Consider the following 22,562-nt stretch of genomic DNA (forward strand, 5'->3'; position numbering starts at 1 on the left):
AGTATCTATTCTTTCTTAATTGTTTTTCTTCAGTTATGCCTAGATAGTTAAATCATTTCTTAAGTAGATTGGTATATTTGGTGGTTTCTAGAGAGACCTTCTCTAGGTTGGATTGACTCTTAAATTTGGCTTTTAATAAGAGTTTCTCCATCTTCTCTTTCTTGTGCTGAGGAGGATCCTCAAGTATCTTCTTTTGTTTCTTAAGGCCAAAAGCAATATTTTCAAAGACATTCAGGTGAGGAAATAGGGCATAATCTTGAAAGACTGTAGCAGTAGGTCTCTGGTTAGGCGGAATGTCTTTTATATCTATCCCTGAGAGAAGAATCTTTCCTTTATCAGGCTTAATGAAACCTGCAATTAAGTTAAGAATGGTGGTTTTTCCTGAACCAGAGGGGCCAATGATAGTAACAAAAGAACCTTTCTCTATGTCTAAGCTAAAGTTCTTGAGTATTAACTTACCTTTGGAGTCATATTTTTTTGAAACTGATGAAAGCTGAAGAAGTGGAATTCCCCTCTCCCGTATCAATCCAGCTACAAGAACATAATATTATGGTTCTTGGTCCTCAAAACCCTCATTTAAGAGGATTTTTTAATGAACTACAAGGTCTTGGTTAGATTCTGGATTAAATTTCTGTTCTTGGACATTACTTTCTGGCTCTGAAGATTGTAATTCAGACTTTAAGCCTCTTAAGCTATCCTGATAACTTTGAAGATCTTTCTTAAATAGATTGGTTTCTTTTTCAGCTTGATTTATTCTAGATTGAGTTTTTCTGTCATATTCATTGAATCTAGAGATTTGAGAATTCATCTTCTTAATATCTTCTTGTTTTATAGTTATGTCTGCGAGATATTTCTCTAGTCTCTTATTTATTTTTTCAAGATATCCAATTAATTTCTTAGTTAAGGTCTTGTAGAGTAGGGTTTGATTATCTAGAAGATAGGCAATTCTGTCTTGTATTCTGAAAGCAGTGGCAAAATCATCTGGGGTATGAGTATTTTGTAGTTTAGATAGCAGTTGAAAGAATCTAGTATGAATCTCTGCTAATTGATTAATTAATTCTGGTTCCGCTAAAGGAAAGTCTTTTAAGTTATAGGTATGTACATTTCTTTGATCTTGTTGAAAACTTTTTTCTTGTTCCTTGAGTAACTTTTGGTGTTCCTCTTCTTCTAGGTCTTTTTGCGCATTTCTAAAAAGAGGACTGATATCTGGAAAAAGCTTATTGAGTTCTAAATTACGATCTAAAGCAATTTCTTTTAAGACAGACCCCTTATCTTCCTCTATTGTTTCTCCATAGGCTTTACAGCTTTGGCTTACTTGAAGTCTCTCTCTAGAGAAAAAAGATTGTTGAACTCTTTGGGGAATAGAAGTTAATACAATGGGCTCTGGTGAGGGGGTCTCTTGGGGATTTACTGGCTTTGATATTAATTCTTTCTTATCTTTAGTAGAACTTAAAACTCCATCTTGATTCTGGTAATCTCCTTGGTCATAATCTACATCTCAAACAATTAAGTTCTCAAACTTATAGTCTCTTTCTATAAACCCATCATGTTTAGGAATATTTATATTTTTCATTAACCTTTATCTAAACTTTTTAGCCCTAATACTAGAGTTTAGAGGTCTAGTATCTCTAAAAACCCTTTCCCAGAAGAGTCTAGAGAAACTAAACGAATAACTCTTACACTTATCAAATAATTCTGCTCTCTCAAAGCGAGGGCAATAACCATCTCACTGAAATGCTCGATTATCTATTATGAAGAAAGTATCATAAAGCTTTCTAAAGAATTGTCACTTGAACCTAAAGTGACTATTTAGATCTTCTAATTCATCTGAAGATTCTCTACTTCAAGCTAACTTTGTTTTGGGTTCAGGTGTATCTCCATCAGATAAAGTAACTTCTTCTAGATATCTCTCGTAACTATCTCTTGAATCCTTTTCCATTAGTTAAGTTAAATAATAGATTCTAGGGGTTAGACAATATTATTTTCTTTTTCCATTTCATTTAGTAATTCAGTAGAGCTCAAAGATTGACTTAATTCAACTGGAGCAAAACCCTCTTCAGCAAATTCCTTTTTTGCTTGTTCCTCATAGTGAGCGCTATAACGATCAATAATTGACTGAATTAATTCTAGCTCTCTACCTATCTTTATAGAAGGAATTCCTTCATATACAAAGATGGGTCTATCTTTAGTTCTAGAAGGATCTAAAGAATCAGAGAGATCTATTTCGGTTAATGGGAAGGTGTATTCTTGCTCTTCTCAAGTAGTTATTAGGGATTTCTTATATCTTTCTCTAAATTTGTCAAAGAAGAGAGTAATTAGAGGCAGATAGTAGTAATGTCACTTTTCTTCTGGATCTTGTCATTGAACATTTTGTTTAGTTAGAGTTTTTAGATCTGGAGGGCTAAAGAGTGCTTTAGTTCTTTCTTCAGGAATATATTTAGCAATTGATCATCTTTTTCCTAGAGAGCTTAATTTCTTAAGTCATTCAGGAGGAGCTTTTAAAGGTTCTGTGGTGGATCTAGCAAAATCTTTGGAATTTACATAAGACAAAAACATAGAAGGAAGGCAATTGGGTAAAGGTAATTTGATCTCGAGGGGAGTGATCTCTAAGGTGGGGGGCTTTCACTCAACAATTACTTGTGGGGCAGATTCTTGTGTGGTTACAGTTTTCTCTAAGTCGAGAGAAGAAGCTACCAGCTTTTCATCAAACGTCTCAAACTGTCTAATTAGATCTAACTTGGTTAGCTCAGAGAGAAGATTCTCTTCTTTGGCCTTTTGTCTTTCATCAATTAACTCCTTTCTAAGAGCTTCAAGGTCAACAAGATCTAGATATTGATTCGCTCAACTATAGTTAGTTTTCTTAGTTGATTTCTTGAATCTTAGGTAAAGATTTTTATCAGATAGAGAAGGTGTTGAGTCTGTCTCTTCTTCTCCTAGTTTCTTAAGTGAATGAGAGAAAAAATAAGAGGTTGGATATAAAAAAGAATGATCTCACAGTTTTTCTCAGGTAAAGAGTCTACTGGTTTTTAAGTTTTTTAGTTCTGGAAGTAATGTTCAATTCTTATTTTTATCTAATTTGGAAGTTATGCTAGCTAATGTCTCTTTACTAACAGATCAGCTATCACCATCTTTAGGTTCAAGCAATAAAGAACTAGCTAATAAATCTTCTCTTTCCTTTAGAAATAAAGAGTTTTGGGGAAATTCTTGGAGTTCTTTCATAGAATTAGTTAACTTAGACTTGGGCAATGGCCCAAACCTAGGTTTATCTAAAGTCTTCTTAGACTTTATTTAGCTTTGAATATTGAACTAGAACATCTAAACCAATTAAGAACATGTTGTTTAGATTTTGCTCTCTTTCCTTTCAATTTAGCTCTACAAATCCTACATCATCTTTAATTTCATCCACAACAGTTAAGATGGTTAAGGCTTTCTTTTTATGGTATTTTGCATTAACTGATAGTGCATAGCTTTCCATTTCTACAGTGTCGCAACCTGAATATTCTCCCAAGCCTCTAAGAGTTAAGGGAATATAGAAGTTATCTTGTGATCAGTTAATTGAATTAAACAAGGGAATATTTAGATTTGTAGCACACTTATGAGCTAATTCAATTAATTGTGGATCTACTTCTACAATATCTCCTGTTTTATATGGAAGTTTCAATAAGTCTCCATAGTTAGAGTTGGTTTTAATTCCTGCAACAACAACTATATCGTTAATATGAGTCTTGCTATTTAATGCTCCACAAGAACCCAATCTAATAACAAAGTCTGCATCATAGATCTCGGGAGCAAACAATTCATAACTATAGATTCCCATAGATCCTTGGCCCATTCCGTGACCCATAATCGTAATCTCAACCCCTTTATATGTTCCCGTGTAACAATAAACATTTCTTACTGAACTTAATAGCTTAAAGTTCTCCAGATACATTTCTGCAAACTTTTTGCATCTCAAAGGATCTCCAGTAACTATCACTCACTTGGATATTGATCCTTTTGGGGCTGCGTTGTGTGCTGTGGGAACTTTAATCATTTATGCTATCTAAAACTTAAGGAAATTTTACTTTGTTAATAGCAAAGATTCTCCTGTCATTTCTTCAGGCTGTTTGATAGATAGTAATTCAAGAATAGTTGGAGAAACATCCCCTAACTTCCCTCCATTCTTAAGTACTACATCTTTATCACAAACAATTAACGGTACTGGAGATAGAGTGTGAGCAGTGTGTGGTTCATCCTTTTCATCTCTCATTACATCTGCATTACCATGATCTGCCATAACTACTAAGGTATAGCCCTTTTCTTTAGTTAAGTTGTATATTTTCCCTAATACCTTATCTACAGCAGAACAAGCTTTAACAGTGGCTTCAAAATCACCTGAATGCCCCACCATATCTGGATTAGCTAAATTAACTACTACTAAGTCAAAGTCTTTAGATTTAACACTTGCTTCAATCTTTTCATATAGCTCAAAGATAGACATCTCGGGGGCTTTATCATAGGTACCTACTTTTGGCGAAGGAACAATAATTCTTTCTGTCTTCTCAAATTGTTTTTCTACTCCCCCATCAAAGAAGTAAGTAACATGAGGATATTTCTCGCTCTCTGCGGCTCTTAATTGAGCTTTGCCTAGTTGATTCATCACTTCTCCCATAGTGTTCTTTAATTGAATAGCTGGAAAGAATACTCCGGCAGTCAAAATCCCTTCATAATCTGTCATAGAATACAAAGATAAATCATCAGGAGTTAAAGGAGTTCTATGGGCATATAAATCAGCAGAATCAACTAATAAGTGAGATATTTGTTTAGCTCTATCAGGTCTAAAGTTCAAGAAGACTACAACATCTCCATCATTTAATCCTTCAGAAGACATATACTCTTCTGAGGCTGAAGGGTTAATAAATTCATCTGTAATTCCTTTTTCATATTCTGAATTCACATATTCTTCTGCAGACTTAAAATGAGGGGTTCCTTTGTCTTTTACAAATACCTTTAAGACCTTCTCTGTTCTATCCCAGTTTTCATCTCTATCCATTGCATAGTATCTTCCTGAAATAGAGGCTAACATCGCTCCAGCCTCCTTTATCTTTGTTTCTATTTCTGCTAAATCAGTCAGGAATTGTTTAGGGGGCACATCTCTACCGTCGCTGAATAGATGTACAAAAGGCTTAACTCCATGTTCTTTTGTTACACCTAGAAAAGCATACAAGTGATCTATATGGGAGTGAACTCCTCCTCTTGAGGCCAGAATCATAATGTGTAGTTTTGAGTCAGGATCAAACTTTAGGTCTTCAAATACTGCCTGAACAGCCTCTAGAGAGGCAAATTGTCCTAACTTAATTGCTTGATTTATTCTGTAAAGTCCAGTCTCAACTACCCTACCAGCCCCTATATTTAAGTGACCTACTTCAGAGTTTCCCATTTGACCATCAGGCAATCCAACCGCTTCTCCTGAGGCGGTCAATGAAGTCATAGGATATTCCTTTGAAAGAAAGTCATAGTTCTTTGTGTCTGCATTGGCTATTGCATTTCATTCTTTCTCTTCTCTAAGTCCTCAACCATCTAATATTGTCAGGAATACTCTCTTTGCCACTATCTATTCATAGCCATTTCTCACATATTGTCGATATTCAAAGAGGCTGAACCAACTAAGATCCCATCACATACAGGAAGACTTAAAAATGACTTGTAATTTTCTGGAGAAACTGATCCTCCATACAGTAATGGAACTTTTCTTCCAGCCTCTCCCCACATATCTATAGCTAAACTCCTTATTTCTTCTAGTTGTTTCGCTACTAGTTCAGGAGGCATTGCGGAACCAGAACCAATTGCACTTAATGGTTCAAAAGCAATAGCCACTCTTTCTAAGTTAGAGGAGTTAATAAAGAATAGCTCATTCTTAATCTCTCTTAAAGGATCTTTTCCGCAACAATAGACTACATTGAATCCATTAAGTAAAGCAATTCTTACCTTTTTAGAGACTATATCTTCTGTTTGCCCTAAAGCTCTGCACTCTGAGTGACCAATTAAGGTTGATCGGACATTAATTGAATTCAATTGAGAGGCAGAAATAGAAGAAGTATAGGCTCCTTTTTCTAAATGGTGTACATCTTGTGCTAACAACTGTATTTCAGATTGAATTTCTTCAGCTACTTTTTCCAGATAGATATAAGGTACAGCAAAACCTAATTGATGTTCAGGAGTTTCATCTTGAAATCTCTTCTTTAGTTCTAAAAAGTAAAAGCTAAGTTCGTGTCTCAGGAGATTCATCTTCAGGTTACCAATTATTCTCTTTCTAGTCATTAGTAACCCAACTAATTTAAAAGTTTATTTCCTTTGCATTACCACTTAGATACATTAAAGCTTCTGTTAAATACTGCCACTATCAATCTCTTTAGAATAATGAAGATTGCTAATCCCAATACACACAGTATTACAGTGCTGATAATCTTGTTTCTCTTATTTAGTCTGAATACTTTTTCTCTAATGTCAGGATGCATATTCATCTCATCAGAGTCAAAGATCTTCAAAGCATTCTTGATGGCGAACCGGCTAAAAACATTTGTAGTAAAGAGAACTAACAGACCAAACAATCCAACTAACACAGAAACTTTAATCGTCTTTCCTCCTGCTGTGTTTTGTCATTTAAAAATGCCGTCTTTAATCCTCTCTCATTCAACTTTTCACACAGAATCGTGGAATCCCCTTATAAAGTATCCATAAACACCTGCAACTACCCCAAGTCCAGCAATGGTAAAACCTACTCAAAAACCATTAATTCTTCAGGCGAAAAGAGTTAATATCTTTTGACTTAATGCAGGAGTCAAAGAGGTAGGATATCTTCCTGACTGACATAAATCACACTCCCAACAAATTCTTTTCTTCTGGGCTGAAAGTCTGAAAAGATTCTTAATGGAACCCAGCAAGAAAGAGCCAAATCCCACTGAAATAGGAACTTGTGCTCACGGGCCACTACTTTTTACACTTTCTAAAGCCTTTGCGGAAAAAGTAATTGTAGCTGTCCAACCCCACATATTTCCGCTCTCAACAAAAATAAATCAAAGTGCTGCCATAAAAACAGACTGTGCAATGAACATGGAGATAAATATATTTCTCTTAAGTTTCTTGTAATACTTCTTAAGTTCAGGGATATTAATTCCCTTAATAAATAACTGTCCTCCGTTGCTACTATGAGAACTATCTACAGCAGTATCTGTTTGTTGAGCAACATCAGAACCACTAACAGGTAAAGCAATTCCTTGTGTCTCTAAGCCTAAAGCTGGAAGGGTTACACTCGGCATAACTAATGAGTTTTTTTAAATTTAAAAGCTAGCCCGAACTATAAAAGAATAGTTATCCTCTTGTTATTGTCAAACGCTCAAAAGAGTCAATGTCATTTAGGATATTCTTCTTAAACCCATCATATATAAAGTTTTCTGGATTTAACTTCATAGTTAGTCTTAGCTTATTGAATTTCTCTTCTCTTTCAGTAATTCTGCTAATTAACTCTTCTACTCTATCAAACTTCGAGTGATAGAGTGAGTCTACTTCTTCTCTACTTGCCTCACTTAAGTTAGATAGAATACGAGCCAAAGAGATTATCTGATAGTCTAGATGAGCCATATGAATAGCAAAGTTCTTATCTAATAGTCTCTGAGAATCTAATAGTAAAGAAACTGAACTCTTTAACTTAAGTATCTCTTGTTGGAAACTCATATTCTCACTGTATAGACTTAAGAATTGTCTATATTCCTTAGACTTAGGCAAGTGATCTTGAGTCAAGCTATTAGGGAAAACATTATTAGTTCTCACTAGATAAAGTAAATGATCCATCTTTCTTTCTCACTTAGAACTATTTAGTTTCAATTCAAATAACTCTTCTAAATGATCTAGTAATTTAGCTCTTATCTCTGCAGACAATACATCATAGAGAGAAAGAATATTACTCTTTTGTAACTTCAAACTATTCAATAGATTCTCTACACTAGGTATTCCATCTACCTTAGAAAGAAGTAAGATGGTTCTAGTTATCTTTTCTTCTAAAGATAGATTGTCTGAGTAACAACTCTCTACACTAAAATTAGGGTCTTCTAGTGGATTTAAGGTAGATAATTTGTTAGTTTCTGATTCCATAAAATGGCTCTAGAAGGCTATTTAAGAAACTCTAAGGTAAACAAAACTTAATCTTGATTTTACTAATTATGACTCGTGATTAGAGTCTTAAAGAAGGAGTGTGGAAGTTTCAGTTTAGATTCTTGTTTTAGTCTCTTTTTTCCCTGAGACTGTTTTTCTCATAATTTCTTCTTTCTAGTAATATCTCCTCCATAGCATTTGGCCGCTACAGCTTTACCAATAGCCTTAAGAGTCTCTCTAGCAATAATCTTTCCATCTATCTTGGCCTGTAATGCTAATTCATAAAGTTGCGCAGAAAGACTACTCTTTAGCTTTAGAAGTATATCTCTGGCTTTGGTACTTGCCTCTCCTCTCTCTGTTAAAAAACTTAATTCTGGATACTCTAAGTTATTAATACATATAGAGACTTTTACTAGAGCTAAGGGAACATAATCAGCTAGAGAATAACTGTAATCTATATATCCTTTAGTGATAGCAAACAAAGCATGTATTAAAGAGGAATTCAATTCTGACAATGGAAGGAAATATTGAGTCTCTACTTCCTTTTCAGTTCTATTAATTGAGAGCAAACTTGCTGATCTTTTGGTAGAGATAAAGCCCATAAACTCTTTCTCACACTGAGCAGGAAAAGACAAATCTAACTGAATATAAGGTTCTAGATATTGAGAAACTGTAGTTCTTTCCGGTAAATCCTGCGCAGAAGAAAATCAAATCTCTCCTCCTTGCTTAAGTTCTGCTTTGTATTCAATAGTGGCTGGTCCACTAACCAACTGTAGTCTATAATCTTTCTCTAATCTTGAGACCAAAACCTCTAGATGTAAAGGTCCCAAGGCTCCTATGTTGGCTCCAAAACCTAATGCTGAGGACTTAACAAAGTTATAGGAAAAAGAAGTATCTGAGAGTTTCAAAGAAGACAGACTATTAATAAATAACTCTCTCTGAGACTCTTCATAGGGAGCTATAAAGCTAAATATCATAGCCTTAAAAGAACTCATGCTACTAGTTTCGGGAAGTAACTCAAGTTGATCTTTGGGTGGTGCAGGATAGTTACAGATATGCTCTCCGGACTCTAACTGCAAATCCTTAGCGAGAAACAAATAGATTCTTCCCACTTCCCCAGCAGAGATACTCTCTGCTTTCTCTACTTTTGGCACCAAGAACTCAATTCCCTTAACCCTTGTCTTTACCTTTGCCTTAACTAGATAGATTTCTTCTCCAACAGAAAGCTTTCCTGAGAACACTCTAATAGTCAAGATAGTTCCTCTTTGGTTACTGTACTCTGCCTCAAATACGAGAGCGCAAAGCTTGTTCTCTTGAATAAAAGGAATATTTAACTTGGAGAGATACTTGTGAGCAGATGGATCTGGAATGACCTCCACTAAGTAATCTAAAAGATCTTTAACTCCCTGACCCGTCTTGGCGGAGATGTACTTAAACTCTTCTTCTTTAAAGCCAAAAGGTTCCTTACCTAGTGTTTCAATTATCTGGGCGGTTTGTGCCTTAGTAACTAAAGGAGAGTCAATCTTATTAAGTACAGGAATAATCTTTAGATTCTCTTTCTTAGCTTTCTTGAATAGTGAGATAGTTTGGGCTTGAACTCCCTTAGTTAAATCAACTAACAGTACAGCCGATTCAGATACCTTGAGACTTCTAAATACCTCTGCAGAGAAGTCTATATGTCCAGGAGTGTCTATGAGATTAAGATGGCAATCTTTCCAACTTAATCTGATAGATGCCAGCTTTATAGTTATTCCCTTTTCTTTCTCTAGCTCCATACTGTCTAAGAAACAATTGGAAATGGAAGAGAGAGGTAGATTTAAACAATGCTCTATTATTCTGTCAGAAAGAGTAGACTTCCCGTGGTCTATATGTGCAATAATGCAAAAATTCTTGTTTCTTTTAATAATTAAGTTCTACTTAAAAGCCCTCTTGTTCTCCTTAATCCTAAAAGGCATCTTAGTAGTTTTTCTTAATCTCTTAAATATTCATTTAGAGTAAGAACCTATAGCTAGATTTAGATAAGGTCAGTTTCACTGAACTACTCTAATTCCAAAATGCGGTATTTTTTCTCAATCAATTAAGAATGAATGTATTATCTTTAGGTGTCAACTTTTAGTTTTACATTTAAAAGCCACTATATTCTTTCAGCCCCCTAATACCTCTATAAATAATCGATATCTTTCCTTTTCAGCTTCAGAGGTTGCGGAGGCAAACTTTTTTCACCTAAAGAAAGAAGTCTTTCTAAAAACCCATCTACTAAACCTAACGACATGTCTTCAAAATAACCTATTTCATCACTTGACAATAAACTTGCAGGGAATAACAACAAGTTTGTTTCATAGCCTAAGAAAGAATTGTTGAATAGCACGAATAATTGCATTGATCTTTAGTTGAATAAGCTTGATTTTTCTATGTATATTCCTCTGAATGGAATTGATGGTGTATTGTCACTTCCTGATTCATCTTTTGAGAAACCTCATAAGTTAACTGATTAATTAAGAGAATTAATTTAACTAAAAACTATTAACTTAACTAACTAAAGTATTTAGTTTGAATTCAATTTTTCATATTTCTCAGTTAAGTGGGTTACTGGAATTTTTTCCGAGTAGTTAGTATGTTTTAAATAGCAATTTAAACACAAAGCAAGATATTGATCATTACCTATAAGGATATTTCCTCTCTCAAAAGATTGAACTGAGTCTTTTAGTGCACTTAAACTAGCTGAACTAAAACAAGACTCACACACTGCATTTAGTTTTTTAATATTGGTTGCTATTGCCAATAGATCTCCCATTGGCCCAAAAGTATTGAAGTGAGCATCGCAATCTAATCCTGAAATGACCACATTAACTCCTCTAAAAAGCAATAACTTAACTACTGAGATCAATTCATGTGAGAAGAAGTGCGCTTCATCAACTAATACAGTTAAGGGCTTAGATAATTCTTTGGGAATATGTTCTAGTATCTCTGAAGGAACACTTTCATCAATAATTATTGCAGAGTTAAATAAAGAAAAATACCTAGACGAGATAGTGTCTCTATTTCTAGTATCTAGCTTAGGTTTAAAGATCTTGTAATCTATCTTTTGATAGTTGAGTCTGTCCATTATTAGAAATAATTCCTTGGACTTACCAGATTTCATGGGACCACAAATAACTGTTAAAGTAGCTGAATTATTTCTAAGACTAAAAGGCACTAAATTGAAGCAATAATCTGAACTATCTCTCCTCCTTGCAATTTATAGTTCTTGGAACCAGTAATTAACTCGCTGGAAAACTCTTGTACAGGAGAAAGTTTTAAGAACTTATCACTTTCTATTAACTTAGAAGAGACAAAGTAATCAGAGAGTTGATTGTGAATACTGGAAACACACTTATAAAGATAGTTGTTTTCTTCTGATTGATCAAAGAGTCAGGCTCTGATCTCTCCTGAAACAGGTTCTAGCTTTCAATTCCAGTTAGTGAGGCTGTATTTTCTACCAATTGAATCCTCTAATTTAAAGGTGTAGAAAGAACTTAGCTTCAAGACCTCTTTAATGGTACTGAATAGCTTATCTTTGGAAGAATACCTTAGATAGATAGAGCTTTTAGCCTCTATCTTTTCTTCTTCAGAATTCAATAAGGAATAGATCTCTTCTGCCTCTAAATTCAAAGAACAAAAGGGTAAAGAGTGCTTAGTAACTCACTTTTCTAGACCAAAAAGATTCTCTAGAGATTCAGAACTAGACCCATAGTTAGCCAATACTATTATGGGCTTAGAGCTTAATAGTGAGAGACTATTAACTATTTCTCGATCCTGCTTGGATAAATTGGTGTAGCTTTCAAGAGAACTAATGGGCACATGTCTTCTTTTTTCTAATTCAGTCTTAATGGGATTTAATATTCCAAGCTCTTTTTCATTGTCCTTTAGATTCTTAGAGTACTTCTGAATAGTTTTAGTAAGAATCTCTAAATCAGACTTAATTAAAGTCATTAAGACTAATTGAGTCTCTAATATGCTTTCCGAGAATCTATTTAAATTTGAAACTTCATTCTTGTTGGGTGGGGAATTTATATCTACAGAGTTCTTGAAATTGTAGTTACCTAAAAAGGAGAGATCTGAGACTCCTTGCTCTTTCAGAAACTCATTAGTTTTTGTTAACTCTTTGGGGGAATCTTCACTATCAGCCCAAGAGTCTAAGCCAGAGAGAATATCATAGAACTCAGGTCTTTCTTTAAGAAAATCCTTCAGATTAGAGGGGGCTGTTTGATCACTAAAGGCTCTGACTACTAGAAGAATCAAATCTGAAGCTCTTATGTGAGACAAAAAAGTTGGACCTAATTCTGAAGTCTTTTCCTCAGTTCCATCTAAGGGAACTATTCCTGCTATATCTCATAATTCAAAAGAGCAATGTTTTTTAATTAATTTAGAAGAATTTAAGCTATCTCTAAATCATCACAGAAATAATTGATAAATTTTGTCTAGTTTTTCATCAGGAAAGTCAACCACTGATTTAACTGTATGAATAGTTGAAAATGGATAAGGAGCAACTGTGGATTTCAATTGTGAGCTCAAGAGGTTAAAGATTGAAGATTTTCCTACATTTGGTAAGCCTACCAAAGCTATTTTGTAACTCATAAAACCTTAGAAAATCAAGTACTTTTTATATCTTAAAAAGGCAATTGACACTCCAAATTAACTAGCTAAAAATGACTCTAAATAAAGAAAAACCTACATTAATTTGTGGGATCCAACCTACCTCAACTTTGACCCTAGGAAACTATATTGGCTCTTTACTTCCTTTAATTAAGAATCAAGACTCCTTCAACTCTATTCTTTTGATTGCAGATTTACATGCTTACACTATTCCCCTATCAATTCAAAAGATCTCATTTAGAACTATTAATCAAAGAAGTTGAGAGTTGATTAAGTGGGTCATTGCCTGCGGAGTTGACCCTGAGAAAACAAGAATAGTGCTTCAATCGGATTTAAAAGCTGAACATCTAGAGCTGTTTTATTTCTTATTGACTCACTCTAAATTAGGTGAGCTCCAAATAATGACTCAATATAAATTCCTGATGAGTCAATTTAAGGAACCAAATGGGACTGAACCTAACTTATTTGGTGTTTTAGTCTATCCAGTACTTATGGCTGCAGACATACTACTCTATGATTCTCAATACCTAGCAGTTGGGGAAGATCAAACTCAACATCTAGAGTTATGTTCTGAATTAAGTACCAGAATAAATAGGCTTTACTCCTGTAATATTTTTCAAAATAAACTCTCTGCTATCCACTTAGATGCAGGGGCCAAGATAATGGATCTAATTGACCCTTCAAAGAAAATGTCTAAGAGTACTACTAATAAAGATGGAGTCATCTTCTTCAGCGATAATCCCTCAGAGATCACTCAAAAAATTATGAGAGCTAAAACAGACTCCCTAAACCAAATAACTTTAGATAAGACTCAAGCAGGTATTCACAATCTCCTTTCTATCTATTCCTCTCTATCTAACCAAGGTCTTGAAGAAATCTTTGAAAAAGTAAAGTCTCTTAACTACAAAGAATTTAAAGAGCAACTCTCTAAGGTAGTAATTGAAAGAATTATTTCTATACAAGAGAAATACTCTCAATTAAAGGATCAAGACATTAAAGAAATGCTTCAAAAAAATGCAAATTACTTAAGACTAATTGCTAGAAAAAAATTAGACCTAATTTACTCTTCGGTAGGAAAAGCAGGTAATACTAGTTAAAGTTGTCAGAGAAAGCCTTAACATCAAGAGATTTTTACCTTAAATGGCTCAATAGTGAAAGACTAACTCTCGCCGAGAAACAAAAACTAAAGGTTCTAACTAGTTCAGAACAAGAAGAGTTATTTACACTTAATGGCTCTGAATTTCAATTTGGTACTTCTGGGATTAGAGCTTTAACAGGACTAGGGCCTAAAAGACTTAATGTACATACCTGTAGAGCTTTCGCAGAAGCTTATGCCAAATTCCTTCTTTCTTGTCCTGAAAGGGAGTCAATACTTATTGGTTATGACAATAGAGAGCATGGTAGGCTATTTGCAGAAACAATATATAAAGTATTAGAGTATCATGCAGTCCCAGCAATTATCTCTTTAACCTCTATTGCCACTCCTATATTAGCTTTCTATATTCAACAGAGAAAGTTAAAAGGAGGAGTAATGATCACAGCAAGTCATAATCCTCAAGATTACAACGGTTTTAAGCTATATGGCCCCAATGGAGGTCAATTGAGTGCAGAGCAAGAATCTCTAATAAGAAGTTATTTCCCTGAACCAGAAAATTATCTAAAAATTAAGCACAGTTCTGGTTCTAAATTTGAGTCACTAGATCAAGAAAGCTTTGAACAATATGCCATAGCTATTACTAGAGAAATACAAAAGAGATTGGGAAAGTTCTATTTCTTGGGAAGTACTGTAATAAGAACAATTAAGTTCTTGTTTTCAGCCCATCATGGTACTTCCTGCGGGAGAATGGCCATCTTGGCTAGGAATATCGGGGCTCAAAAATTTAAAGAATACTACTGGGAGTGTACTCCTACTAGTAACTTCTCAAATAATGAGATCACTAATCCGGAAGATCCTAAATCTTTTAGAGATATGGCTAAAGCTGCAAGATCACTAGATACAGACTATCTCATTGCTCATGATCCTGATTCTGATAGAAGTGCAATAGCAGAGTGAACTAAAGACAAATGATATTACTTTACTGGAAATGAAATGGCAGTATTGCTGGCTTATTTCTTACTAGAGTTAGCTCAATCTTCTAAATATGGAGCTCAAATCAAATACAAATATTTAATTACTACTTATGTAAGTGGAGACTTTATTGATAAGGTAGTTAAGTTATTTCAACCTAATATTCAGATAGAAATTATCAGAACCAACACAGGATTTAAAAGTATTGGAAAAGTAGCTAAAGAGTACTCGGAGAAAGGGGAAGTGTTAATGGGTTGTGAGGAAGCAATTGGTGGATTATTCCTTCCTGAAATCTCTCTAGAGAAGGATGGATTTCAACAGACACTATTAACTATGTACATGATAGGTTTCTATAAATTAGGTTCAGGACAAGATCCTTTGAGGTCTGAAAATAGAAAACTAATCTCTCAACTTTATTGGTTAATGTGAAAAGTTGGATTGGTCTGACTAGGAAAAACTGTTCCATTTACAGTCACTCAAGAAAAAAAAGAAAGTATCCTTAAAAAATTAAATTGACTTGCAGATAATGAGAAACAATTCCAATTGGAAAGATTCCAGCTAAAAGCTTCAAGAGGAGAAAGTGAGGGAATATTTAAGTTCTCTTTATCTAGTTGTTCAAGCAGTTGAATTAAAGCTAGATTCTCTGGAACTGAGCCTAAATTTAAGCTCTACTTCAATCTCTACAACAATATCTCTGAATTAAAAGGGAAGGGAACAAGTAATTGAGAAAACATAGTTAGAGAAAAAAGAGCTAATTTAGACTATACCATCCAACTATTAACTAAGTTGTTAGAAAAATATCTAATTAGCGATGAATTAACAGGAGTGAATTAGTCTCTTTTAGAGTTTTCTTCAAAGATTCTATTTGGCATTTCTGTAATATCTTTGGCTAATTGTTCTATTTTTGTTTTATTTGATGCTTGAATTTCTTGTAGGATTTTCTTTATTGCTTGACCTTGTTCTTCTCAAGTTTTCTTAAACTTTTCTGCTAATTCTTGAGCAGACTTTTGAAGTTGTTCGGAATTTTGTCTTGATTCTTCTTCGTAACTCTTTTGTATTTGTGTTTTCTTCTCTTCCAGTTGTTGAGTTTGTCTCTCTTGACTTTCCTTAGTTTCTTTTAGTTTTGCTTCAACTTCTTTTCTGCTAGCATCTGATTGCTCTCTTTTTTGATTCATTTTCTGGGAATTTTGCTCCAATTCATTGGCTTTTTTAATACTTTCTTCTTTCTCTTTAAGTAATCTAACTGTTTCTGCTTGAGATAATTCTTCCAAAAGCTTAGAGTTTTTATTTAAACTGTCATTAATTTTTTGAAGGAATGCCCCCCCCGAGTTAAAAAGCTTTGGGCCAAAAGCTATTCCGTTAGCCCCTCCAGAAAAAAGAAATATTAAAGAAATTAAATACTTGGTCTGGATCAAAGGGTTAGATATCTAACCCTCTATTTAGTATTTGGAGGTGTTAAGTTCTTTTGTACTTGAACATTTGCTCTTTCAATCAAATTGGTCTTAGACTTGGACAATTGATTATGAACTTCTTGTACTTGAGCAATTAAATTAGGTGAAGTTTTTTGACAGTGTTCACAACAATGATGTTCACAAGTTGTTTTCAAAGCGGAACTAATTAAGTTAAATTCTTTTTCAACCTCTACCCCTAATTCTCTTCAGTCTTGTTCATTTAGATTCTTTCAACCTTTTTGCTTAACTTTCAAATAAAACTGACAAATATAAACAGCTAAACCAATTACTGAAGGAATAACAGAACCTAATACACTACCTATAGTGGTAGCATCTAAAAATCCAATTCAAGACATATCGCCTAATTTCAAATCTTAATAATCAATATATTTAATAACTCCAACTAAACTATCATACACTTTTGATTTTTCTTTAAGTACTAACTCTCCTCTAGCATATCTTTTATCTGTCAAAAAGATATCTTTTATGTCAATCTTGTGAAGATAATTCCTGCGAGTGTAACCAATTAGATAGTCATATTGATTTACACAAGAAGCATAAATAATCCAGCCTGCAGAATTAAAGTTATGACAAATTACTCCCTTTCCTCCTCTTCGCACTAAAGGAAATTGATTCAACTTAATTCTTTTCCCAAATCCCTTATCTCCAATTATTAACAGATGATCTCCTTCTAAGCTATTTGTAGCAAATGCCACTTCATGATTTTTTCCACCTAAATAAGGTGTCTTAAGATTTATTGTCTTAACTCCAACAGCGACTCTTCCCAGTCCTCTTAAGCTGGAAGAACTAAATTTAACTGCTCTACCTCCTGTAGAAACCAAAACCAATTCAGTATTTTCATTCACTCTCTTTACTTCCTTTAATTGATCTCCTTTTTGTAAATTAATAATCTTTCTTCCAAAGTCATTGGCGCCCTTTACATGATCTATTTCTAACTTTTTACCGATTCCATTCTTTGTAACTAAAAACAAACTTGATTTTTTTGAAAGGTTTAGGTCATATTCAGAAATCACAGTAACTATCTGAATTTCATTAATTTCTTCAGCCTCTCCTTCTGGTTTCTTTTCATTCTTTTTGATAATTTCCTTAAAACTCAGAAAATCTATAAAGCAATGGTCATCTTTGACAAAAATGTTTAATGGAGTTCCAATTAATTCTTCACTGTTTACGCCATAGACTTTTCCCAAATTAGTAAAGAAAAATAATTGAGAATTCTTGTGAGTTATAAAGATTTGAAAATTTTTCTTGCTACCTAAATTAACCAGTTTTTTATCTTTTCACTGCTCTTCAATAGTTTTAAGCGGTATAGAAGCCACATGATTAGATTCATTAATAAATAAAATCAATAGCTCTTTTGTCATATTTATTTGATTGAAATTTTAAATTTAATGCAATATTTCGTTAATTTAACAATTATTTAGGTTTGCATTTAATTCTTTTAGAGATTTTCGAATATTTAATAAATATTTCAAAAAACCATAACAAATAACTCTTTAAGAAAAAACTCAAACAATACTTAATAAAAGTTATTTAAAAGTTCTATCTCCCCATTTCAGAGGAAAATAGACTAAATTATTCCTCTACAGTAACTTCTTCAGTAGGCTTTTCTAATTTATCTTCTAAGGAGACATATTTTGCGAAATGAATTACTTTATCTTTTTTGTCTTTCGCCAAGTCAATTAACCTAACTCCTTTTGCATCTCTTCCTTTTAGGACTGATATGTTCTTCGCAATACTAAATCTGTTTAAGTGATTTTGTTTGGTCATTAACGCAATTTCCTCATCCCCTCTAATCGCGACACAAGCAACTAATTTCTTATCAGTCTTGTATGCGACTCATCCTCTCTGCCCTCTTTTGTGAACCTTAAAAGCACTTAATTCATTAATCTTTCCATTTCCCTCTTCACTAATTGCTAACAATTTATCTCCCTCGTAACTGGAAGAAACAGAAACCAAATCACCTACATAAATCTTTTTGCCCTTCTTTGTCTTAAAGAGACTAATTCCCTTAATTCCTCCGGCCCCTCTACTTCTTTCTTTTAATTCTTTGGCATTAAATCTAAGCATTCTTGCGTCAGGAGAAGTCAATAATATATCAGAGTCATCCTTAATCTTGATTACTCCTTTCAGCTCATCTCCTTTAAATAATTTCATTGCTCTTTTTCCTTTTCTAGTAATGGTTTTGAAGTTATTGTGTATTCTTACATTTCCTTCTTTGGTTAATCTTTGCTCGCTACTCAATCGAGTTTTCTTTACTAAACCTTTTTTGGTAGCAAACAATAGATAAAGATCCTTTTCATAATCTTCTGGCGTGATAGCAATTAACTGAATTACTTTTTCATCTTCTTGAAACAAAGAATCTTTCTGTCCAAGTAAATTCTTGATAGCAAGAGGCTTATTTGTTCACTTGTTTGAGTTGCTGACTTTGATATCATAGCCCTTAACCTTATAAACCTTTCCCAAATTAGTAAACAAAAATAAATCGTCATGAGAGGATGCGAACAATAAATCTGTCACAAAATCCCTAGATGAATAATTCCCAACATCCGCACCCTTAGTTCCGCGTCCACTCAACTTAATTACTTCTAAAGGCAAAGCTGAAATAAAGTTTTTGTGAGTAACTCCTATTGCCAATGTTTCTTTTGGAATTAGGTCTAATTGGCTTAATGAATATCCTTTGGTGAAATCAATTTGAGTCCTTCTTTGGTCATCTATATACTCTTGCATAATTTCCATAAGTTGTCTTTTGATTTCTTGATTTTGTAACTCTTTACTAGCCAATCTTTCCTCGTGAGCTATTCTGAATCGAGTCTTCTCTTCTAGTTCATCAATTAACTTTTGAAACTCAATTCTTTTAAGTTGTCTAATTGGAAGATCAAATATGTCTTTAACTTGAACATCTGATAAAGAATACTTTTCTTTAATTAATTTCTCAGGCTCATCTTCTTGAGTAATAATGTCTATAGCTTCTTTGAGATCTGTCACTATTATCCTTCTTCCTTCCAATAAATGAATTCGAGCTCTTAGTTTTTCAAGATTGAACTGAGTTCTTCTAATTAATACCTCTAATTGATAAGCAAGATATTCCTTTAATATTGGGATAATTCCGAGGGTTTTAGGTTCTCTTTGTCCTGTTGTACCTACACTTAATACTGTTAAGTTAGCTGAATAAGGCTGTTGAAGGGAAGTATATTTATAAAGGTTGTTAAGTATCGTTTCAAGCGGAGCTTCCTGTCTACATTCAATAACTAATCTAACTCCTTCCTTTAAGTTAGATTCATCTCTAATATGCTTAATAAATCTTTGAAATAAAGGAAGAACTGTAAACTCAGGATTTTTTTCATCACTGGCTAATTGAGCGATTTTTTTAATTAATCTATTCTTTTTAACTCCATATGGAATTTCAGTGAAAATAATTTGGTTTTTTTCTCAATCTAGTTCTGCTCTAGCTCTTATTCTGAATGATCCTTTACCAGTTAATAAATATTTCTGAACTCCTTTGTAACCTAAAATTAGTCCGCCAGTAGGGAAGTCAGGCCCTTTAATTATCTCCAACATCTGTGATTCATGTAATGAAGGTTCGTCCAACAGTGCTATTGCTAATTGACACAACTCTTTTAAGTTATGAGAAGGAATTTTTGAAGCCATTCCAACTGCAATTCCATCTCCCCCATTCAAGAGAATTGAAGGAACAACAATAGGTAAGATAACTGGTTCTTCTTTTGAACCATCATAGTTAGGAACAAAATCTACTGAATTTTCCTTAATCCCATCTAAGAATTTTTCTCCAAGTTTGCTCATTTTCACTTCGGTATAACGCATGGCTGCTGGAGCATCTCCATCAATAGAACCAAAGTTTCCTTGCCCTTCTAATAATGGATATCTCATGCTGAAATCTTGAGCTAATCTCACTAACGCGCCATAAATAGAACTGTCTCCGTGGGGGTGATAGGCCCCCATTACAGCACCAACTAGAGTAGCAGACTTTCTAAATCTAGCATCACTAAACATCTTTTCTTCATAAGCAGCATAAAGAATTCTTCTATGAACTGGCTTAAGTCCGTCTCTTAGATCTGGAAGTGCTCTAGAAGTAATAACAGAAAGGGAATAGTCAAGAAAAGATTGTTCAGCCTCTGAAACTAAGTTCTGCTCTTTTACCTGTGAATCTGCTAAAGCCCCTAAGAGCTTTTCTAAAGTACTAGAAAGTTTTGAGCTCAACTAAATATCCAAAACTGCTTTGTAATAATTCTGTTCTATAAATTCTCTTCTTGGTTTTACGTGTTTACCCATTAATCTATTCATTGCGGCTTGTGTTTCTTCAAAATCTCTTCTGGTAATTTGCAGAAAGGTTCTTGTTTTTGGATCCATAGTGGTTTCTCACAATTGGGTAGGAGACATCTCTCCCAGCCCTTTGAATCTATTTATTTCAAAAGATTTTGACTTATTTCTTTCTTGTTCAAACTTTTCTCTCTCTTTGTCATCAAAAAGATATATGGTTTCTTTTCTAGAGGATGCTCTGTATAGAGGAGGCTGTGCTATGTAAATATTTCCATTTTCTATTAACGGACGCATGTATTTGTGAAAGAAAGTTAGTAGAAGAACTCTAATGTGTGCACCGTCTACATCAGCATCTGTCATTAAAACAATCTTGTTGTATTTCAGCTTTTTGATATCGAACTTCTTGTCAAAATCACAACCAATAGCTGTTACTAAATTTCTAACTTCGGAATTCTTTCCTACATTAGTATTTTTTTCTACATTAATCAACTTACCTTTGATTGGCAAAATGGCTTGAAATTCTCTATTTCTTGCGCTCTTCGCTGAGCCACCGGCAGAATCCCCCTCAACAATGTAAAGTTCAGAAAGTTCAGGATTTTTAATAGTGCAGTCTGCTAACTTCCCCGCAAAGTCTAATAGGCTTTCTCTTTGAATTTCCTTATCTAGAAGATGAACTCTTTCTCTTTGTAATCTTTTTCTGTATTCTTCCTCAACATGAGTCAATATGGCCTGCATTGCTTCCACATTTTCTTGAAAAAATAAGTGGAATCATTTATCTATTTCTTCTTTGATCTTTTTTCTAATTTCTTGATTAATTAAGGTTTCTTTGGTTTGTCCTTTGTATATCGGGTCTGTATAGTAAAGAGAGATAATTGCAGTTAAACCATTTGTAACATCTTCTTTTTTTAGGTCATATTTGTCCTTAACCATCTTATGGTCAAAGGCATATTCTCTGATACATTCCAAAATACCATCTCTAACTGACTCTAAATGAGTTCCTCCTAAAGAAGTGGGAATATTGTTACAAAAGCTGTAAATTACTGGCTCTTCTCTATCTTCGACATATTGAAAAGAAAGTGACAGCTTTAATAAGTTCTTTATTTCCTCATTTTTAGTTTTTCTTAAGACCTCTGTTTCTGTAATTTCAATATTTTGAATGGAGTGAACAGGTTGTAAGTTTGCATTAATCTTTTCTACTCAGTCTGTTAAACCTCCCTCAGAAAGGAAAGATACTTTTTCTTGAGTAGGCTTATGTTCGAAACTAAAAGAGATGTTTTTATTTAGGAAAGAAAGTCTCTCTAACCTATCTTTAATTAGTCCAAGGTCATATTCAAATTCTTCAAAAATTTCAAAGTCTGGTTGTCATTTCACTTTAGTTCCAGAAAGAGAACTATCCTCTAATTCTGTTCAGTCCGGCCCTGACTCTAACCTTCCACCATCTACAAATCTAGTCTTATAAAACCTCCCTCCTCTCTTCACTTCAACTTCAAGAAAAGTAGAAAGGGCATTAACACATTTAACCCCTACTCCATGAAGCCCCCCAGACATTTTGTAGCTAGAGTTATCAAACTTACCTCCAGCCCCAATAGAAGTAAAGATAGTAACTATATTTGAGAGGCCTGTTTTTTCATTCAATCCTGTCGGTAACCCTCTGCCGTTGTCTGCTACTGAAACTATGTGATCTTCTTCAATAACTAGTTCTATTTTGTTTGCGAAACCAGCTACTGCTTCATCTACAGAGTTATCTAGTGCTTCTCAAATTAAGTGATGTAACCCTCCAAGTCCCTTATCGCCAATATACATCCCAGGTCTTTTTCTAATGTGTGCATTCCAATCAAGAACTTGAATAGATTTGTCATCATAATTATTTATTGGCTTTGTTTCCTCGTCAGACATTACTTAATTATTGAATTAATTTCCCTTAACCCTATTGATGCTAAGTTTTAAAAAACACTTAATAACTCCTTATATATATTATT

Annotated in this window: 20 protein-coding genes; 2 read left to right on the forward strand and 18 right to left on the reverse strand. The window is 33.8% G+C overall.

What is annotated here, in order from left to right:
* The 13 genes from DNK47_RS00005 to DNK47_RS00065 form a co-directional block, all read right to left on the reverse strand.
* On the reverse strand, positions 1-523 hold a 523-nt coding region (locus tag DNK47_RS00005), incomplete at its 3' end, for an ATP-binding cassette domain-containing protein (protein WP_181454127.1).
* Positions 524-589: 66 nt separating this feature from the next.
* The gene (locus DNK47_RS00010; protein ID WP_112664910.1) at positions 590-1,573 is read right to left on the reverse strand and encodes a hypothetical protein; all 984 of its coding nucleotides are present in this window, start codon (positions 1,571-1,573) and stop codon (positions 590-592) included.
* A 6-nt stretch (positions 1,574-1,579) separates the two neighbouring features.
* Positions 1,580-1,939: a hypothetical protein gene (locus tag DNK47_RS00015; RefSeq protein WP_112664911.1), complete on the reverse strand. Its 360-nt coding sequence runs from the start codon at positions 1,937-1,939 to the stop codon at positions 1,580-1,582.
* Positions 1,940-1,968: 29 nt separating this feature from the next.
* The gene (locus DNK47_RS00020; protein WP_112664912.1) at positions 1,969-3,246 is read right to left on the reverse strand and encodes a hypothetical protein; all 1,278 of its coding nucleotides are present in this window, start codon (positions 3,244-3,246) and stop codon (positions 1,969-1,971) included.
* A 31-nt stretch (positions 3,247-3,277) separates the two neighbouring features.
* The gene (locus DNK47_RS00025) at positions 3,278-4,033 is read right to left on the reverse strand and encodes a phosphorylase family protein (protein ID WP_112664913.1); all 756 of its coding nucleotides are present in this window, start codon (positions 4,031-4,033) and stop codon (positions 3,278-3,280) included.
* Positions 4,034-4,060: 27 nt separating this feature from the next.
* Positions 4,061-5,590, reverse strand: a complete 1,530-nt coding sequence (gene gpmI, locus DNK47_RS00030; protein ID WP_181454128.1) for a 2,3-bisphosphoglycerate-independent phosphoglycerate mutase — start codon at positions 5,588-5,590, stop codon at positions 4,061-4,063.
* Positions 5,590-6,300, reverse strand: coding sequence for a triose-phosphate isomerase family protein (locus DNK47_RS00035; protein WP_112664915.1), 711 nt, complete (start codon positions 6,298-6,300; stop codon positions 5,590-5,592). Before DNK47_RS00035 ends, gpmI begins: the two co-directional genes overlap by 1 nt.
* A 38-nt stretch (positions 6,301-6,338) precedes the next feature.
* The gene (locus DNK47_RS00040; protein WP_112664916.1) at positions 6,339-7,298 is read right to left on the reverse strand and encodes a hypothetical protein; all 960 of its coding nucleotides are present in this window, start codon (positions 7,296-7,298) and stop codon (positions 6,339-6,341) included.
* A 52-nt stretch (positions 7,299-7,350) separates the two neighbouring features.
* Complete coding sequence (locus tag DNK47_RS00045; RefSeq protein WP_112664917.1) at positions 7,351-8,130, reverse strand: hypothetical protein; 780 nt, start codon at positions 8,128-8,130, stop codon at positions 7,351-7,353.
* A 62-nt stretch (positions 8,131-8,192) separates the two neighbouring features.
* The gene (locus DNK47_RS00050) at positions 8,193-10,040 is read right to left on the reverse strand and encodes a GTP-binding protein (protein ID WP_309250879.1); all 1,848 of its coding nucleotides are present in this window, start codon (positions 10,038-10,040) and stop codon (positions 8,193-8,195) included.
* A 3-nt stretch (positions 10,041-10,043) separates the two neighbouring features.
* Positions 10,044-10,610 (reverse strand): hypothetical protein, encoded by a 567-nt coding sequence (locus DNK47_RS00055; RefSeq protein WP_112664919.1) that lies wholly within the window; start codon positions 10,608-10,610, stop codon positions 10,044-10,046.
* 65 nt (positions 10,611-10,675) lie between these two features.
* Positions 10,676-11,326 carry a thymidine kinase gene (locus DNK47_RS00060; protein ID WP_258393863.1) on the reverse strand — a complete coding sequence of 217 codons (651 nt, stop codon included), beginning with the start codon at positions 11,324-11,326 and terminating at the stop codon, positions 10,676-10,678.
* Positions 11,326-12,747, reverse strand: a complete 1,422-nt coding sequence (locus DNK47_RS00065; RefSeq protein WP_112664920.1) for a GTPase — start codon at positions 12,745-12,747, stop codon at positions 11,326-11,328. The genes DNK47_RS00060 and DNK47_RS00065 overlap by 1 nt, the downstream gene beginning before the upstream one ends.
* 71 nt (positions 12,748-12,818) lie before the next feature.
* On the opposite strand from DNK47_RS00065, the gene trpS reads away from it, so the two are divergent.
* A complete protein-coding gene (gene trpS / locus DNK47_RS00070) occupies positions 12,819-13,862 on the forward strand; it encodes a tryptophan--tRNA ligase (protein ID WP_112664921.1) in 1,044 nt (347 codons plus the stop codon).
* A gap of 2 nt (positions 13,863-13,864) precedes the next feature.
* Positions 13,865-15,667, forward strand: a complete 1,803-nt coding sequence (locus tag DNK47_RS00075; RefSeq protein ID WP_258393864.1) for a phosphoglucomutase — start codon at positions 13,865-13,867, stop codon at positions 15,665-15,667.
* Here DNK47_RS00075 and DNK47_RS00080 read toward each other — a convergent pair.
* From DNK47_RS00080 to DNK47_RS00100, 5 genes are all read right to left on the reverse strand, one after another.
* Positions 15,664-16,248, reverse strand: a complete 585-nt coding sequence (locus tag DNK47_RS00080; protein WP_112664923.1) for a hypothetical protein — start codon at positions 16,246-16,248, stop codon at positions 15,664-15,666. The genes DNK47_RS00075 and DNK47_RS00080 overlap by 4 nt on opposite strands.
* A 20-nt stretch (positions 16,249-16,268) precedes the next feature.
* Complete coding sequence (locus tag DNK47_RS00085) at positions 16,269-16,640, reverse strand: hypothetical protein (protein ID WP_112664924.1); 372 nt, start codon at positions 16,638-16,640, stop codon at positions 16,269-16,271.
* 18 nt (positions 16,641-16,658) lie between these two features.
* Positions 16,659-17,666, reverse strand: coding sequence for a DNA gyrase C-terminal beta-propeller domain-containing protein (locus DNK47_RS00090; protein ID WP_112664925.1), 1,008 nt, complete (start codon positions 17,664-17,666; stop codon positions 16,659-16,661).
* 211 nt (positions 17,667-17,877) lie between these two features.
* Positions 17,878-20,523 carry a DNA gyrase/topoisomerase IV subunit A gene (locus DNK47_RS00095; RefSeq protein WP_112664926.1) on the reverse strand — a complete coding sequence of 882 codons (2,646 nt, stop codon included), beginning with the start codon at positions 20,521-20,523 and terminating at the stop codon, positions 17,878-17,880.
* Complete coding sequence (locus DNK47_RS00100) at positions 20,524-22,479, reverse strand: DNA gyrase/topoisomerase IV subunit B (protein ID WP_112664927.1); 1,956 nt, start codon at positions 22,477-22,479, stop codon at positions 20,524-20,526.
* Between the last annotated feature and the right edge of the window lie 83 nt (positions 22,480-22,562).

It is taken from the genome of Mycoplasma wenyonii, assembly GCF_003265155.1.
Lineage (GTDB): Bacteria > Bacillota_I > Bacilli_A > Mycoplasmatales > Mycoplasmoidaceae > Eperythrozoon_A > Eperythrozoon_A wenyonii_C.